12 protein-coding genes and 5 tRNA genes are annotated in these 16292 nt (G+C 45.4%); 5 read left to right on the top strand and 12 right to left on the bottom strand.

Annotation, left to right across the window (positions count from 1 at the left end; genetic code table 11):
* Positions 1-105: 105 nt before the first annotated feature.
* Positions 106-570, top strand: a complete 465-nt coding sequence (gene asnC / locus CWO08_RS07710; protein ID WP_008218581.1) for a transcriptional regulator AsnC — start codon at positions 106-108, stop codon at positions 568-570.
* 68 nt (positions 571-638) lie between these two features.
* Here the strand turns inward: asnC and prlC are convergent, their stop codons facing one another.
* Positions 639-2681 carry an oligopeptidase A gene (gene prlC, locus CWO08_RS07705; RefSeq protein WP_108020195.1) on the bottom strand — a complete coding sequence of 681 codons (2043 nt, stop codon included), beginning with the start codon at positions 2679-2681 and terminating at the stop codon, positions 639-641.
* Positions 2682-2960: 279 nt separating this feature from the next.
* Here prlC and CWO08_RS07700 point away from each other — a divergent pair, with 279 nt between their 5' ends.
* The 3 genes from CWO08_RS07700 (at position 2961) to CWO08_RS07690 (ending at position 5738) form a co-directional block, all read left to right on the top strand.
* Positions 2961-3815: a 23S rRNA (adenine(2030)-N(6))-methyltransferase RlmJ gene (locus CWO08_RS07700; RefSeq protein WP_102440921.1), complete on the top strand. Its 855-nt coding sequence runs from the start codon at positions 2961-2963 to the stop codon at positions 3813-3815.
* Positions 3816-4003: 188 nt separating this feature from the next.
* Positions 4004-5359: a glutathione-disulfide reductase gene (gene gorA, locus CWO08_RS07695; protein WP_108020194.1), complete on the top strand. Its 1356-nt coding sequence runs from the start codon at positions 4004-4006 to the stop codon at positions 5357-5359.
* 115 nt (positions 5360-5474) lie between these two features.
* Positions 5475-5738, top strand: a complete 264-nt coding sequence (locus tag CWO08_RS07690) for a DUF6482 family protein (protein ID WP_375071281.1) — start codon at positions 5475-5477, stop codon at positions 5736-5738.
* A 76-nt stretch (positions 5739-5814) separates the two neighbouring features.
* Here the strand turns inward: CWO08_RS07690 and CWO08_RS07685 are convergent, their stop codons facing one another.
* The 11 genes from CWO08_RS07685 to CWO08_RS07630 form a co-directional block, all read right to left on the bottom strand.
* Positions 5815-7056 carry an NADH:ubiquinone reductase (Na(+)-transporting) subunit B gene (locus CWO08_RS07685; protein ID WP_108020192.1) on the bottom strand — a complete coding sequence of 414 codons (1242 nt, stop codon included), beginning with the start codon at positions 7054-7056 and terminating at the stop codon, positions 5815-5817.
* A 199-nt stretch (positions 7057-7255) separates the two neighbouring features.
* Positions 7256-8224 carry an SPOR domain-containing protein gene (locus CWO08_RS07675; RefSeq protein ID WP_102432227.1) on the bottom strand — a complete coding sequence of 323 codons (969 nt, stop codon included), beginning with the start codon at positions 8222-8224 and terminating at the stop codon, positions 7256-7258.
* A 187-nt stretch (positions 8225-8411) separates the two neighbouring features.
* Positions 8412-9350, bottom strand: a complete 939-nt coding sequence (locus tag CWO08_RS07670) for an ABC transporter permease (protein ID WP_017060135.1) — start codon at positions 9348-9350, stop codon at positions 8412-8414.
* Between the two features lie 2 nt (positions 9351-9352).
* Positions 9353-10330 carry an ABC transporter permease gene (locus tag CWO08_RS07665; protein ID WP_008218600.1) on the bottom strand — a complete coding sequence of 326 codons (978 nt, stop codon included), beginning with the start codon at positions 10328-10330 and terminating at the stop codon, positions 9353-9355.
* A gap of 178 nt (positions 10331-10508) precedes the next feature.
* Positions 10509-12062: an ABC transporter substrate-binding protein gene (locus tag CWO08_RS07660; RefSeq protein WP_050633914.1), complete on the bottom strand. Its 1554-nt coding sequence runs from the start codon at positions 12060-12062 to the stop codon at positions 10509-10511.
* A gap of 94 nt (positions 12063-12156) precedes the next feature.
* Positions 12157-13884, bottom strand: coding sequence for an ABC transporter ATP-binding protein (locus CWO08_RS07655; RefSeq protein WP_019826573.1), 1728 nt, complete (start codon positions 13882-13884; stop codon positions 12157-12159).
* A 1056-nt stretch (positions 13885-14940) separates the two neighbouring features.
* Positions 14941-15017, bottom strand: a tRNA-Pro gene (locus CWO08_RS07650).
* 55 nt (positions 15018-15072) lie between these two features.
* Positions 15073-15148, bottom strand: a tRNA-His gene (locus CWO08_RS07645).
* Between the two features lie 44 nt (positions 15149-15192).
* A tRNA-Pro gene (locus CWO08_RS07640) sits at positions 15193-15269 on the bottom strand.
* A 76-nt stretch (positions 15270-15345) separates the two neighbouring features.
* Positions 15346-15421, bottom strand: a tRNA-His gene (locus CWO08_RS07635).
* 49 nt (positions 15422-15470) lie between these two features.
* Positions 15471-15547 (bottom strand) — tRNA-Arg (locus tag CWO08_RS07630).
* Positions 15548-15845: 298 nt separating this feature from the next.
* On the opposite strand from CWO08_RS07630, the gene CWO08_RS07625 reads away from it, so the two are divergent.
* Positions 15846-16259, top strand: a complete 414-nt coding sequence (locus CWO08_RS07625) for a cytochrome c5 family protein (protein WP_017069626.1) — start codon at positions 15846-15848, stop codon at positions 16257-16259.
* Positions 16260-16292: the final 33 nt, after the last annotated feature.

Raw genomic sequence — 16292 nt, 5'->3', positions numbered from 1 at the left:
TCGCACTGAATTCACCCTAACCCTATAGTTACTGCTAATATTATCACCCTTGGCTATGATGTGTACTCAGGCCGGTATGTTTTTCATTCAATCTAAGGATTATGCATGTCCACAACCACAGCTCGTCTCGATGATCTAGACCGTGCCATCCTCAAAACCTTGATGGAAGATGCACGTACTCCTTATGCTGAAATGGCAAAGCAGTTCGATGTCAGCCCTGCGACGATTCACGTTCGTATCGAAAAGATGAGATCGGCCGACATTATTGAGCGTACCGAGGTTGTGGTAAACACCAAAAAACTGGGGTACGACGTGTGTTGCTTTATTGGTATCAACCTCAATGCAGCTAAAGATTACCACTCAGCGATCGCCAAGCTGAATGCTTTAGATGAAGTGGTTGAGGCGTACTACACCACTGGAGCTTACAATATCTTTGTAAAGCTGATGTGTAAGTCGATTGAAGAGCTGCAGTTTGTATTGATCGATAAGCTGCAAGCAATCGATGAAGTTCAGTCGACAGAGACTCTGATTTCATTACAGAACCCTATCAACCGCAACGTTAACCCATAATCATTTGATAAATAGATACAAAAAGAGCCTCACAAGGAGGCTCTTTTTACATTCTTATCAGCACAATATTAAGCGCTAATACCCGCATGACGCAGCATCGCGTCGATTTGTGGCTCACGACCACGGAAGCGTTTGAACAGCTCCATTGGCTCTTCACTGCCACCCATCTCAAGAATGTTGTTCAAGAAGCGATTACCGGTTTCAGTATTGAAGATACCCTCTTCTTCAAATGCCGAGAACGCATCTGCAGACAATACTTCTGCCCACAGGTAGCTGTAGTAACCTGCACTGTAGCCACCAGCAAAGATGTGACCAAAGCTGTGCGAGAAGCGGTTCCAATCAAGACTTGGCAGTACCGATACCTTAGATTTCACGTCGGCTAGTGTTTCTAGTACGCGAGCACCGACTTCTGGATCGTATTCAGTGTGTAGCGTGAAATCGAACAGGCCAAGCTCTAGCTGACGCAGGATAAACATCGCTGACTGGAAGTTCTTCGCCGCTAGCATCTTTTCTAGCATCTCTTTCGGTAACGCTTCACCGGTTTCGAAGTGACCAGAGATGAACGACAGCGCCTCCTCTTCCCAACACCAGTTTTCGAGGAACTGACTTGGTAATTCAACCGCGTCCCAAGGCACGCCATTGATACCTGACACAGCACCCGCATCAACTTGCGTTAACATATGGTGAATACCGTGGCCGAATTCGTGGAATAAGGTCACCACTTCATCGTGAGTAAATAGCGCAGGCTTATCACCGACTGGCTTGTTGAAGTTACACGTTAGGTAAGCAACAGGCGTTTGTAGCTCGCCAGATTGAGTAATGCGACGACCGCGACAGTCATCCATCCAAGCGCCGCCACGTTTGTGTTCACGTGCGTATAGATCTAGGTAGAAGCTACCGCGCAATGTGCCTGTCGCATCAAAGATGTCGAAGAAGCGCACTGAATCATGCCATGTATCCACGCCTTCACGCTCTGTTACCGACATACCAAACACACGGTTGAGTACTTCGAACAAACCAGAAACCGCGTTCGACTCAGGGAAATATGGACGAAGCTCTTCATCAGAGATCTCGAACAAGTTCTGCTTTTGTTTCTCGCTGTAGTAAGCGATGTCCCACAGGTTTAGCTCAGAAACACCAAACTCTTTCTCAGCAAACTGACGTAGCTCTTCTACTTCGCGCTCACCTTGCGGTTTGGCTTTTACTGCTAGGTCGTTAAGGAAACCAAGTACTTGGTCTGGCGTTTCTGCCATCTTAGTCGACAAAGATTTTTCGCTATAGGTGCTAAAGCCAAGCATGCGTGCGATCTCGTGACGCAGCTTAAGTTGCTCTGTGATGATCTCAGTGTTGTCCCACTTGCCAGCATTTGGACCGCGATCTGAAGCGCGAGTTACGTAAGCTTCGTACAGCTCTTTACGTAGTTCTTGGTTATCACAGTACGTCATCACCGGTAGGTATGATGGGATATCTAGAGTCAGTAGGTAACCTTCCTGCTCTTTAGCTTCTGCCGCGGCTTGTGCTGCCGCCAGTGCTGATTCAGGCATACCGGCCAGTTCAGCGACGTCTGTGATCTGCTTGCTCCAACCCATGGTTGCATCAAGCACGTTATTTGAGAATTGAGAACCTAGCTCAGACTGGCGCTTGCTGATCTCACCGTAGCGATGCTGTTCGTCCGCGGGTAAGCCAATGCCTGATAATTCAAAATCACGCAGTGCGTCGGTAATGGTTTTTTGTTGAGCTTGGTTTAATGCAGAGAATGCTTCGCTCGCCTTGATCGCTTTATACGCTTCGAACAAACCTTTGTGTTGGCCGACCCATGTGCCGTACTCAGAAAGAACAGGCAGGCAGCTCTCATAAGCGTCACGCAGTTCGTCGCTGTTCATCACAGAATTCATATGGCTTACAGGTGACCAAATACGGCCTAAACGATCATCCACTTCATCAATTGGAGCAACGAGGTTGTCCCAGCTTGGTGAAGTATTACCTTCAAGTACTTGTTCTATCTTGTTGCGACACTCTTCAATCACTTGCTCAACCGCTGGCTTAACGTGCTCAGGTTTGATCTGTGAAAACGGAGGTAAGTCCGTGAAGGTTAATAGCGGATTAGACATATAAACATTCCTTTGGCTTTAGAGACTTTCGTCTTTTTTGTAATGAGGTCGTCTTACAGTCATCAGGCTCAGGGTCGCCCTAAAAAATCACCTGCGAATAGTTATTAGATAGTGCCCAACAAGGCAAATTTCAATAGTAGAACCAATAACTAACTGCATATTGCTAGCGACTGTTCCTGAATTGTTCGAGAATTTATGGTCCATTGGGGGTTATAATAGTCAAACTAACCCCACCTACACTAACCACACTCTAATTCGAGAGTGTTACGAGAGTTTAATTTGTTAAGTTATCGCCACAGCTTCCACGCGGGCAACCATGCCGACGTAGTAAAGCATATCGTACAGAGCCTTATTCTTAATTCTTTGAAACAAAAGGATAAGCCTTTTGTTTACCATGACACTCACTCTGGTGTAGGTCGTTACGACTTAACGCATGAATGGTCTGAAAAAACGGGCGAATACAAGCAAGGTATTGCACGTCTATGGTCTGCAAGTGAAGCGGGTCAACAAGATCATCCTGAAGACATTCAAAGCTACCTTGAGTCTATCTCTGCACTCAACAATGGCGAAAAACTGCGTTTCTATCCAGGTTCACCACGTGTTGCGCGTGCACACCTGCGTGATCAAGACCGCATGGTATTAACTGAGCTTCACCCAGCCGATCACCCTCTGCTTGAGCAAGAGTTCCACCGCGATCGTCAGGTGTCTATCTATAAAGAAGATGGCTTCCAACGCTTAAAAGGCAGCCTGCCACCTAAAGAACGTCGTGGTTTGGTTCTTATCGACCCACCTTACGAGCTGGCAAAAGAGTATCGTGATGTTGTGACTGCGATTGCTCAAAGCCATAAGCGCTGGGCAACCGGTATCTACGCAATTTGGTACCCAGTGGTAAATCGCTGTGATATCGAAGATATGATCGAAGGACTTGAAGGCTTAGGCATCAACAAAATTCTACAAATCGAACTTGGCGTATCACCAGACACCAACGAGCGTGGTATGACGGCATCAGGCATGATTGTTATCAACCCACCTTGGAAGCTAGAAAGCCAAATGAATGAAATTCTTCCATTCTTGAAGGAAGCAATTGCGCCGGCGACCGGTCACTTCAAAGTAGAGTGGATCGTACCCGAGTAATCTCAAACTCGATGGCATAGTTTGAAGAATCTTCAATAGACTGTGACATACACGAATAAATTTTAAACAGGGAGATTGAGTTCAACCAATCTGCCCTCAATATAATAATTAGACAATTTAAGAATCTATAGGACGTAGGTGTTCAGTGCGCTCACTGTACCCACAACCTTCAATAAATGGAGAAAGTAATGGCGACTCATTTTGATTACATCTGTATCGGCGGCGGTTCAGGCGGCATCGCATCAGCTAACCGCGCAGCAATGCACGGTGCAAAAGTTGCACTTATCGAAGCTCAAGACCTTGGTGGTACTTGTGTAAACGTTGGTTGTGTTCCTAAAAAGGTTATGTGGCACGGTGCTCAAGTTGCTGAAGCAATCAACCTATATTCAAAAGACTACGGCTTCGACGTTGACGTAAAAGGCTTCAACTGGGGCAAACTGGTTGAAAACCGTCAAGCGTACATTGGTCGTATCCACCAATCTTACGATCGCGTTCTTGGTAACAACAAAATAAACGTAATCAAAGGTTTTGCTAAGTTTGTAGATGAAAAAACCGTTGAAGTTAACGGTGAACACTACACAGCGGATCACATCCTGATCGCAGTGGGTGGTCGTCCAACCATTCCAAACATCCCTGGCGCAGAGCACGGTATCGACTCAAACGGTTTCTTCGATCTGATGGAGCAACCTAAACGTGTTGCTGTAATCGGCGCAGGCTACATCGCAGTAGAAATCGCAGGCGTACTAAGCGCACTTGGCACAGAAACACACCTGTTCTGCCGTAAAGAGTCGCCACTTCGTAGCTTCGACCCAATGATCGTTGAGACACTGGTTGAAGTGATGGAAGCGGAAGGCCCAACACTTCACACGCACTCAGTTCCTAAAGAAGTAGTGAAAGAAGCAGATGGCACGCTGACTCTGCATCTAGAGAACGGCAACACTCAAAACGTTGACCACCTAATTTGGGCTATCGGCCGTCACCCAGCCACTGACGCTATCAACCTAGCATCAACGGGCGTTGCAACCAACGACCGTGGCTACATCAAAGTAGACGAGTTCCAAGCAACCAACGTTCCTGGCATCTACTGTGTTGGTGACATTATGGAAGGCGGTATCGAGCTAACACCTGTAGCAGTTAAAGCAGGTCGTCAGCTTTCTGAGCGTCTATTCAACGGTCAAACCAACGCGAAGATGGACTACAAGCTAGTTCCTACTGTTGTATTCAGCCACCCACCTATCGGCACGATCGGTTTAACGACTCAAGAAGCTGAAGAGCAGTACGGCAAAGACAACATCAAGGTTTACACATCTGGCTTCACTGCGATGTACACAGCAGTAACCAAGCACCGTCAACCTTGTAAGATGAAGCTAGTATGTGCTGGCGAAGAAGAGACTGTAGTTGGCCTACACGGCATCGGTTTCACTGTTGACGAAATGATTCAAGGCTTCGGCGTTGCAATGAAGATGGGCGCAACCAAAGCAGATTTCGACTCTGTTGTGGCGATTCACCCAACGGGCAGCGAAGAATTCGTAACTATGCGTTAATCAACACCTTTAGTTGATACTTTTAAAAAGCAGTCCTTGGGACTGCTTTTTTTATGCCCGCTTTGAACCTTGGTTCTCGATTCGACGTAACACCAATATCCACCTAACTAGAAAAATGGAGTTTGTGATGAATCTACTAATTGAATCATTTGAAGGCGGGATTTACTTGGCTTACCAAATCGTTGGTGAGCAAAAGCAGTTAATTAAAGACGACCACCAGCACCCAATGAAATTTTTGAGTGTCAATCAAGCACGTGACCACTTTAGTGATCAAGGTGTGGCGTCGGCAACTCTAATTCATAACAGTGCTTATGACGAAATGTGTGGTGAACACTGTGGTAGCACACAACTGTTCGAGATTGATTTGAAGTGGAGTTAAATCAACTTCAAATCAGTCGTGATAAAAATAGAAAGGCTTGCACTAATGCAAGCCTTTTTCTTTTGGGTCATATTTATTATCGTGCAGTGCGTTTTTGTCTGCGTTTAATGTTTTGCTCTTTCACGACAAAGTCGAACAGCGGAGCAAACAGGTTAGCAAACAAGATAGCGAGCATAATGCCCTCTGGATAAGCAGGATTGAGCACGCGAATACCGACCGTCATTACACCAATCAAGATCCCGTAAGCCCACTTACTCTGATTAGTGAACGCCGCGGAAACCGGATCCGTTGCCATAAAGAAGGTACCAAATGCAACACCACCCAACACGAAGTGCCAGTAGAACGGCATCGAGAACATCGAGTTAGTCTCTGAGCCAATCCAGTTCATCAAGCTCGACGTCACCACAAGACCGACAATCACCCCAGCTACAATGCGCCAAGAAGCTATCTTCATCACAATCAAAATCACACCGGTCAGCATAATCAGCAGTGAAGACACTTCGCCCATTGAGCCCGGAATATTACCGATGAAGGCATCCATCCAAGTGATCGCCTTACCTGTCATGTTGTTGATGAGTGACGAACTACCGCCTTCATACCATTGGCTGAGCGGTGTCGCTCCTGAATAGCCGTCAGCGGCAACCCATACCAAGCCTCCGGACATATTGGCAGGATAAGCAAAGTAAAGAAACGCTCGCCCCGCCAGTGCAGGGTTGAGGAAGTTTCGTCCTGTACCACCGAACAACTCCTTGGCAACAACAATACCAAAGGTGATACCCAAAGCGGCTTGCCACAGCGGGATGGTTGGTGGAAGAATAAGTGCAAACAGTACCGAGCTTACGAAAAATCCTTCATTCACCTCGTGTTTTCGCACAACGGCAAATAAAACTTCCCAGAAGCCCCCGACCACAAATACCGTGGCATAAACAGGTAAGAAGTAGAGCGCCCCCAAGAACATCTGGCTTCCCCAGCCGCTTGCTACTAAGGTCTGTGCATCACCAAACGCCCACGATAAGCGCCAACTACTATCGATGATAGAAGCAAGCTCGGCACCGGAATAGGTAGCCGCTAACCCCATAACGGCTTGCTGACCTACGTTGTACATACCCCAAAACATTGCGGGAAAAGTTGCTAGCCACACCAGAATCATGATGCGTTTGAGGTCTATGCTGTCTCGAACATGGGTTATGCCGCGGTTTACATTGCCGGGCGTGTAAAAGATGGTCGCAAAAGCCTCATACACTGGGTAAAGCTTTTCGTACTTACCACCCGCTTCGAAGCGCGGAGCCACGTCTTCTAATCGTTTTTTCAAACTCATAATCTCAATCACCTTATTGCTGAGTTATGGTTTACTACGCATCAACGACTCTATTTGAACAACTTTTAACGATATTTAATCAAATTCGTTTTGAAGAAGTAGACATCAAGAACTTAGACCAACATTGAAAAAGAAAGATGTAAAAACAACAAAGCCCCAGCGATGGCTGAGGCTTGTTTGGTATTACTGCATGTCGGAGTTACTTCACACACATCACGTTAAGCAATGAAGAGCCTTTCAATTGGTTTACGTTACCGTTGGTAAACAGACCTTTCTTATCTGCGCCCCAGTAAGGTAGGTGCATTGGCCAGTTCTGTTTCTCCATTACCTTCGAACCTAAGATGCTCTGCCATTGTTTTTCAGTCATCAGCTTCATGTTGACCTGCTGACACACTAACTCAGCACTGGCGTAATCTAGGCGACTCCAAGGCTTACCTTGCTCCATGTAGAACTGTTGTTGATGATCTAGAAGGTAAGGTATCGCATATTGGCTACCCGCTACGTCTGCTTTCACGCGAATCTCGATCTCTAGATCATTATCTGATCTCGCGTTACCACTTGGTAGCGTCTGAATAGCAGCAGCGCTCGTCACCACAGCCGCTTGCTTGGCAGCCACAGGTTTCGATACAGGTTTAGCTTCTACTTTTGGTTTTACAGGAGCCTTAGACTTCACCGTTTTTGGTTCTGCCGTTTTTGCAACGATAGGTCGTGATGAAGTTTTCGACTTATCGACCATACGAATAAAGGCTTCACCGTAACCAGGAACCTTACGTACTTGAGCTAGGTCTTTCCTTGCATCAGAAAAGGTCGAGTAAGGGCCGATTAAGCAACGGTAGTCACCACCTTCAGGCTTCATCCAAACATTAGTCGAGATCTTTTCATATAGAGGTTTTGCACGGCTCAGTGACAAAGGCTTGTTCAGCAGGCCACATTGAACCCAGAACAGTTCGTTATCTGAATGACGTTTAGGTGCCTTGCTACCCCAAACTCCTTTACCAATCGGACATGACTGCTCTAGCTGTGGTAATTGATTGGTGCTTGCCTGAGTAGCATCACATAGAACCGATTCTGCACTAACTTGGCTCGATACCAAAAGGGATGCAGCGATAAGCCCCATACGATAATTTCTCATCACAGCACGACATACAGCATTCATTGTCAATTTCATAACCACCACTTAAACCCTTACGGGTTAATTATTACCGAATCGATGTCGATAAAACATGAATTCCATTTTAAGTATTATTGACAGTATCAATGATACTAAGTTCCAGATCCATTAAGCAAAAAAAGAGCCGTAATTGCTTACGGCTCTTAGTTTAGTGACTTTTTTTTCTAAAAATCAAACCGCGCTATCACCCTTTATAAATTTTAGGGTTAAACACGTCACGTAACCAGTCGCCTAATAGGTTAATAACTAGAACTAATGTTACCAAAAGCACACCTGGGAATGCCGTGATCCACCATGCTCCTGAGAAAATGTAGTTAAAACCAGTACTGATCAGGGCACCGAGTGACGGTTGGTCTACCGGAAGACCTAAACCTAGGAAAGAAAGTGCCGCCTCTGACATGATGGCATTTGCCACCTGTACCGTAGAGATAACCAAAATCGGTGATAAACAGTTAGGTAGAATATGACGGAACATGATGCGAGGTGCTCGGAAGCCCATCACACGAGCCGCTTCTACGTACTCTTTCTTCTTCTCTGCCAATACCGATGCACGAATCGTACGAGCATACTGCGGCCATTCAGCAATACCGATGATCACCACCAGCATAACAACGGCATATTGCGCGTAGAAGTCACTACCGAAACTCGCCTTAAAGATAGCCGAGACAATGATCGCTACCATCATGGTTGAAAACGAAAGCTGAACATCGGCAAAACGCATCAGGAAGCTATCGATACGACCACCGAAGTAACCCGCAGACAGACCAATGATGATACCTAGAGTCAGCTGAAGGCCAACCGCCAAGAAACCAATCGTCAATGAAAGACGAGAGCCGTAAAGCATGGTCGATAGGATGTCACGACCTTGCTCATCAGTGCCCAGTAAGAAACGTTCTTCGCCGTCTTCCATCCAAGATGGTGGCAACTCTGAATCCATGATGTCGATAGACGTCACGTCATACGGGTCTGTTGGCGCTAAAATCGGTGCCGCGAGTGCCATCACTAAGAAGGCTGCAAAGATGGCAAAGCTGACCATTGCCACTTTGTCGCGTAAGAAGTAGTACAGAATATCTGACTGCTTGAATCGCTCCCAACGAGATGGAGCTGTTGTTGTTTGTTCCATGATTATGCTCCTTTCCCTGTAATGTTCACTGTTGGGTTAATGATGCCGTATAGCAAGTCAACAATGGTGTTCGTTACTACGAAGATAAGACCTACGAAGATAACGTATGCGGTAATCAGTGGTGTATCCACTCGGTTAATCGCTTCAAGGAATAGGAAGCCGGTGCCTGGCCACTGGAATACAGTTTCAGTAAGAATGGTGTAAGCCACCATAGTACCGATTTGAACACCACCTACCGTTAATACTGGCAGCATTGTGTTTTTCAAAGCGTGTTGGTAGTAAATCTTGTTCAGCGCTAGGCCTTTTGCTTTACCAAACTTGATGTATTCAGAGCTAAGAACCTCTAGCATTTCAGAACGTACTAGACGAATGAATAGCGGCAGCATGATAGATGCTAGAGCAATACTCGGCAGCACTAAGTGCGCAAGGCCATCTATCGTTAAGAAGCCAGACTCCCAACCAAACCAGTTTGCGGTCTCACCACGTCCAAACGACGGCAGCCAACCTAATTCAATAGAGAATACATACATCAACATGATTGCGGTTAAGAAAACAGGCACAGAAATGCCGATACTACTGCCCGCCATCACCAGTTTAGTGAAGAAGCTTTTTGGGTGTATTGCAGAATAAACGCCAAGTGGAATCGACAGACAAACAATGATCAGAGAAGCGCCAAACACAAGTTCAAGCGTTGCGACTAGTTTATCTAAGATTACGTCCACAGCTGGGCGTTTAAAGAAATATGAAGTACCAAGATCACCTTGTAGAGCTGCGCCCACAAAGCGAGTGTATTTTGTAATGAAGGGATCATTTAAGCCGAGTTCATCACGCAGCGCTTGACGCTCCGATTCTGAAACAGATTGACCGACTAACTCACGCAACGGGTCGCCCAGGTTATCCTGAATGGCAAACGCCACCAAACTGATCACAAACATCACTATCAGTGCCTGAAACAGGCGCTTGACCAGAAACGTAACCATTCCTTGCCCCTTATCTATCCATGACTATCTAATCGAAATCCGCGACTAGATAACAAAATTCAGTCTTAAAAAAGGTATTTAGCCAGACTGAAGGAAGACCAAATACCGAAACTTAAATCTATTTCTTAATAATTTGAGAGCCTGAAAAGCTTCAGGCTCTCGATTCTAGCAAGCTAGATTATTTTACAACTAGGTCGCCGAAGTAAGGCATAACCATTGGGTTTACTACGTCTGCTGCACCTACGTTAGACTTCGCGCCCCACGCTTCACTTTGCCAGTGTAGCGGTACAAATGCTGCGTCGTTGTACAGTGTTGCTTCAACGCCTTTCAGCATTTCAGCACGCTTAACTGGGTCAGTTTCAGTGTTAGAAGCTTCTACAATCGCATCCATTTCTGGGTTTGAGTAACCAGAACAGTTGTATTGACCACGACCAGTCTCTTCGTTACGAGTCATAGTTAGGAACTCGTTGAAGTTAGCTGAATCTTCAGTATCTGAGTGCCAGCCGATCATCATCATGTCTGCTGAACATAGGTCAAACTCAGGCCAGTACTGTGCTTTAGGCATAGTCTTAAGATCAACTTTGATACCAATCTTAGACAGCATTGCCGCAGACGCTTGCGCTACTTTCGCATCGTTCACGTAACGGTTGTTTGGAGCCATCATAGTTAGCGTAAAGCCATCTTCGTAGCCCGCTTCTTTCATCAACTCTTTCGCTTTTTTCAGATCGTAACGAGGAACTAGGTCTTCGTTGTGACCCGCGTAGCCTGTTGGGCTTTGCTGACCAGCAGCTGTTGCGAAGCCTTTCATGATCTTCTTAACGATACCTTCGTTGTTGATTGCGTGAACAATCGCCTGACGAACGCGAACATCTTTAAGAGCTTCGTTGCTGTTTTGGTTCATTTGGAACGTGATGATACGAGTACCAGGTAGCGTTACTAGATCGATGTTCTTAGCGTTTTTAACACGCTTGTGATCGTTTGGTGCTACTGGGTGAATCATATCAACGTCGCCAGAAAGAAGTGCTGCAACACGTGTCGCGTCTTCTTTGATTGGCACAAGTGTTAGCTTGTCTACGTTACCTTCAGTTTCTGTATCCCAGTAATCGTTGAAACGTTCGAACGTTACTTTAACGCCTTGCTCACGCTGCGTTACGATGAAAGGACCAGTACCTGAAACGTTAGTCGAAGCAAACGAGTTACCGTGCTTAACTAGCTCAGACTTGTCTTTACCTTCCGCTGTTTGGCCAGAGTAGAACTTGCTGTCCATTGGGAAGATGTAAGTTGCTGTTTGTAGTACTAGTGGGTAAGCCGCTTTTGATACTAGCTCAACTGTGTAGTCATCCACTTTTACCATTTTTTCGTATGGCGTGAAGATAGACTTAAAGTCTGGAGAAGCTTGTAGACGTTCAAAAGTCCACACAACATCATCAGCAGTCAGTTCGTTACCAGAGTGGAATTTCACACCTTTACGTAGGTTGAAACGGAAAGTCGTTTCATCAACACGCTCCCAGCTAGATGCTAGGCGGCCTTCAAAATCCATCTCTTTTGTGAAACGTACTAGAGGGTCAAACACCATGTGAGACATTTGCAGTGTGCCACCAGACAGCTGCTCGTGCGGGTCAAGTGATACTGGGTCAGCTGCGTAGCCAACGGTAATATCTGCTGCTGCTGCACTAAAGCTTAGGCCAGCTGCCATTAAAGCTACTGCTAATTTGCTTTTCATGGTTTTCATTGCATAACTCCTTCATGCGGGAATCCAGATCCCTAGTTGTTGTATTTGCGTCTGTTTATTGTTGTTAGCAAGCTAAACTCCAGCCTGCTAATTTTTATACCGCGGCTTGTGCCACTGCTTTTTCTTCTCTTAAACCTGTAAATTCAGGCATTAAAGAAATTAGGTGTTTGCTGTATTCATGCTGAGGCGATTGGAATAGCTGCTCAGTTGGCGCGACTTCCAATAGTTCTCCCATTTGCATCACACCAACACGATCACACATTTGGCGAATAACCGGTAAATCGTGACTGATGAACAGCATGGTTAGGTTTAGCTCGTCTTGTAAGTCTTTTAGTAGGTTAAGGATCTGAGCCTGTACCGACACATCCAGTGCCGAGGTAGGTTCATCACAAATCAAAAGACGAGGGCGAGTTGCCAAAGCGCGAGCGATAGAAATACGCTGACGTTGACCACCTGAGAATTCGTGCGGGTACTTAACCCCGGCCATTACGCCTAGACCAACGTGCTCTAGCAGGTCGTTCACGATCTGACGAGTTTCATTCTCGTTGCGCGTAAGCTTATGGAATCGGATAGGCTCAGCAATGATGTCGAATATCTTCATTCGAGGGTTCATTGATGTGTAAGGGTTTTGGAAAACCATCTGCATTTGACGACGCATAGGGCGACGTTCTTTTTCAGATTTAAGACCAGTAAGATCAACGCCTTCAAACGTTACCTTGCCTGAATTCGGTGCGTACAAGCCAGCAATCACACGAGCAATCGTTGATTTACCTGAACCTGATTCACCTACTAAGCCAAACGTCTCACCTTCATGCACTTCAAAGCTCACGTTGTTTGATGCTTGAACGTACTCACGACGACTCTCAAAGAAAGAATCTTTGGTGGTAAAGCGTAAGTGCACGTTTTCAACATTCAACAATGGGCCAGTGTAATCGCGGTGATCTTGGCTTTGGCCTAACCAGTGGTTTTTCACATCTAGAGGCTCCATCTCGTGCGCTTCTTCGATGTAGCTCACAAGAGGGAAACGATCAAGTTTACGGTCTGAACGTGGAACCGCTGAGATAAGACTGTGTGTGTATGGGTGTTCAGGAGTACCAAGGACTTTCGCCGTCGGGCCAAACTCAACTAAGTCACCACGATACATAACGGCTACGCGGTCGGTAACGTTTGATACCACGCCCATGTCGTGCGTGACCAACATACAACCTACGTTTTTCTTAATACATAGATCGCGAATCAAACCTAAGATTTGATCTTGAATAGACACATCCAGTGCCGTCGTTGGTTCATCTGCGATGATAAGGTCAGGTTCACCAGCCAATGCGATCGCGATAACCACACGCTGACGCATACCGCCAGAGAACTGGTGTGGGTACTGCTTTAAACGGTTTTCAGGTTGTGGGATACCCACTTGGTTCATCAAGTCTAATGAACGCTGGTAGGCTTCTTGATCCGAAACCTTCATGTTGGCATGAATCGTCTCTTTTAACTGCTGTTCTACTGTGAATAGAGGGTTAAGAGACGTCATTGGATCTTGGAAGATAAAACCAATCTTTGAGCCGCGAACAGAACGCATCTGTTCAGGAGATAAGCCAGAGACTTTTTCGCCATCCAGAAATACCTCGCCGCTAGCAATGCGGCCGGGAGGGCTCAGCAAATCGATCACAGCATTACCTACTGTTGATTTACCTGCACCAGACTCGCCTACAACACCAACGATCTCACCACGTTCGATGTTGAACGAAAGCGATTTAACTGCGGCGTGAACTCCATGACGAGATGGGTATTCGATACGAAGATTTTTTACTTCTAAAAGTGACATTACCAGACCTCTACTGCTTTGGCAGCTTTCTGCCCTGTCTGCAAAATTGAATCCATTCTTACCAGAATATTGTTCTGATATTTTATACGGTTGACAATTTGGCAAATAATTCACAGAAAAGCAACAAAAATAGGATAAAAAGTCGACATTAAACGCTTAGCAAGCAAAAGTGCCACATAACTATTCACCCAGAGAGCATATAGTAAGAAAAATCAACATTATATTATCGGCAAGAAATACTCACAAACTCCTTACCACTGCTTACTTGTAGAGTTAAACCTGTGCTTCAAAGCAGATCTCACTACCATTCAATAAAAACAAATAATTATTCCAAAAAACAATTAACACTATAGAAACAAACGCTAACTTTGTTAATTTAAACAAATAAAACAACTAGATACACGCCAAGTAACCATACATTTAACCATTTGTATTTTTTTGATAAATACAAACCAGAGAAACGAAAGGCTTAATAAATCTGAGGAGTTTTGAACGACCAAATGCGTAGAAAGCTGTCAAATACATGGGTTAGTGAGCAGATTAAGGGCCAAATTCAACTTTTCACAAAAATCTCTAGACCAGACCTATTAATTTGTCGAATTATTGAGTGGTTATTTTATATAAAATTAGATATAGATCTTTCCGTTTGATAAATGAACTACCTCCATACAGACGTAATAATCGAGGAGATCGAAGGTGGGATTCTTGCTTCTAAAAGGAGTTTATTAAAGAGGAGCGAGTCGAACTGGACCAATTCAACACTGTGAGAAGCAATAATTGAAGAATACTGACACGACATATGCAACAAAGCCCATAATTTCTGATGATGCTTCTTAAGTGAGCGGTGAAGATACATTCTTTGAACATCAGGCGAACCCATTTCGGTTCCTATCTAGTGATCTACAGATGAAAAAAAAGCTCATCATTTCTGATGAGCTTTCATAAAGGCGGTCAGTGAAGAGACATCCTTTGAACATCAGGCGAACCCCACTTGGGTTCCAACCTGTGATCTACAGATGAAAAAAAGCTCATCATTTCTGATGAGCTTTCTTAAGGTGGTCGGTGAAGAGGGATTCGAACCCCCGACCCTCTGGTCCCAAACCAGATGCGCTACCAAGCTGCGCTATTCACCGAGACATTTCGTTTGATTTCTCAAACTGGGAACTTCAAAGAAGTTACCAAAATTAATGGGGTGGCTAACGAGATTCGAACTCGCGACCACCGGAATCACAATCCAGGGCTCTACCAACTGAGCTATAGCCACCACTAATTTTTTATATAACCGCTTAAAAGCGATTATTGAAATAGTGGTCGGTGAAGAGGGATTCGAACCCCCGACCCTCTGGTCCCAAACCAGATGCGCTACCAAGCTGCGCTATTCACCGACTAATTTTGTATCGATTCTTGGGATAGTGAATCAACACAGGAAGCCGAAGCTACCGATATTTTATAAAGAAAGAATGGGGTGGCTAACGAGATTCGAACTCGCGACCACCGGAATCACAATCCAGGGCTCTACCAACTGAGCTATAGCCACCATTATTTCTTTTGTGCCAATTTCTCACTTACCGAAGTAAGAGACCGGATGGCGCGCCTGAAAGGATTCGAACCTTCGGCCTTTGGCTCCGGAGGCCAACGCTCTATCCAGCTGAGCTACAGGCGCATGCCCTGTCGGCGGAGTGGAATAATACGTATATCACCCAATGCCGTCTAGTACTTTTTTAACTTTTTTTTCTGTTTGGTCTCTTTTTCGACAGTTAATATGTGATAAACCCCTTATTTGAGTACTACAACCCGCCACAGCTTATAAGTTGTTGTTTATTGCAACAACTTATCGGGATATAATCACCCATTATTTACATTGGTTTAACAGTTGCTCTTTGCTGGTTAAAGCCAAAACACCCTTCCAACACTATAAATTGGTAAGCATGTACTTACCTTGGGAATGTAAAGTGAGTTTAATGGATATGTCTCGTCGAATTTTAAGCGTTGTCATCGCAGTTTTAACCTTTTCAACTGGCGCAATGGCTGCAGGCCTTAGCGAAGCGGAGCAAGATGCAATTGCTGAACGCATCAAACCAGTTGGCCAAGTTTACCTAGTCGGCAGCGAGCCAGTAGCCGCAGAACCAACAGGCCCTCGTGATGGCGCAGCAGTTTACGGTACCTTTTGTATCGCTTGTCACGCATCTGGCGTAAGTGGCGCACCTAAAACAGGTGATGCTGGAGATTGGGGCCCTCGTATTGCTCAAGGTCGCGACATCCTAGCTGACCACGCAATCAACGGTTTCAATGCGATGCCAGCGAAAGGTTCATGTATGGACTGTTCAGACGATGAAATCAAAGATGCTATCGAGCACATGATTGCCGGTCTGTAATTTACCGATCTGTAATTAAAAATGCCAGATTCA

The sequence above is a fragment of the Vibrio sp. 10N.286.48.B8 genome, assembly GCF_003050085.1.
Taxonomy (GTDB): domain Bacteria; phylum Pseudomonadota; class Gammaproteobacteria; order Enterobacterales; family Vibrionaceae; genus Vibrio; species Vibrio crassostreae.
The sequence above is the reverse complement of the archived record's forward strand: the minus strand, read 5'-3'. Positions and strand labels throughout refer to the sequence as shown.

What these genes read in the sequence shown, in the direction of transcription:
- asnC (WP_008218581.1), top strand. Translation starts at nt 106, where the DNA reads ATGTCCACAACCACAGCTCGTCTCGATGATCTAGACCGTGCCATCCTC.
- prlC (WP_108020195.1), bottom strand. Translation starts at nt 2,681, where the DNA reads ATGTCTAATCCGCTATTAACCTTCACGGACTTACCTCCGTTTTCACAG.
- gorA (WP_108020194.1), top strand. Translation starts at nt 4,004, where the DNA reads ATGGCGACTCATTTTGATTACATCTGTATCGGCGGCGGTTCAGGCGGC.
- CWO08_RS07690 (WP_375071281.1), top strand. Translation starts at nt 5,475, where the DNA reads ATGGAGTTTGTGATGAATCTACTAATTGAATCATTTGAAGGCGGGATT.
- CWO08_RS07685 (WP_108020192.1), bottom strand. Translation starts at nt 7,056, where the DNA reads ATGAGTTTGAAAAAACGATTAGAAGACGTGGCTCCGCGCTTCGAAGCG.
- CWO08_RS07675 (WP_102432227.1), bottom strand. Translation starts at nt 8,224, where the DNA reads ATGAAATTGACAATGAATGCTGTATGTCGTGCTGTGATGAGAAATTAT.
- CWO08_RS07670 (WP_017060135.1), bottom strand. Translation starts at nt 9,350, where the DNA reads ATGGAACAAACAACAACAGCTCCATCTCGTTGGGAGCGATTCAAGCAG.
- CWO08_RS07665 (WP_008218600.1), bottom strand. Translation starts at nt 10,330, where the DNA reads ATGGTTACGTTTCTGGTCAAGCGCCTGTTTCAGGCACTGATAGTGATG.
- CWO08_RS07660 (WP_050633914.1), bottom strand. Translation starts at nt 12,062, where the DNA reads ATGAAAACCATGAAAAGCAAATTAGCAGTAGCTTTAATGGCAGCTGGC.
- CWO08_RS07655 (WP_019826573.1), bottom strand. Translation starts at nt 13,884, where the DNA reads ATGTCACTTTTAGAAGTAAAAAATCTTCGTATCGAATACCCATCTCGT.
- CWO08_RS07625 (WP_017069626.1), top strand. Translation starts at nt 15,846, where the DNA reads ATGGATATGTCTCGTCGAATTTTAAGCGTTGTCATCGCAGTTTTAACC.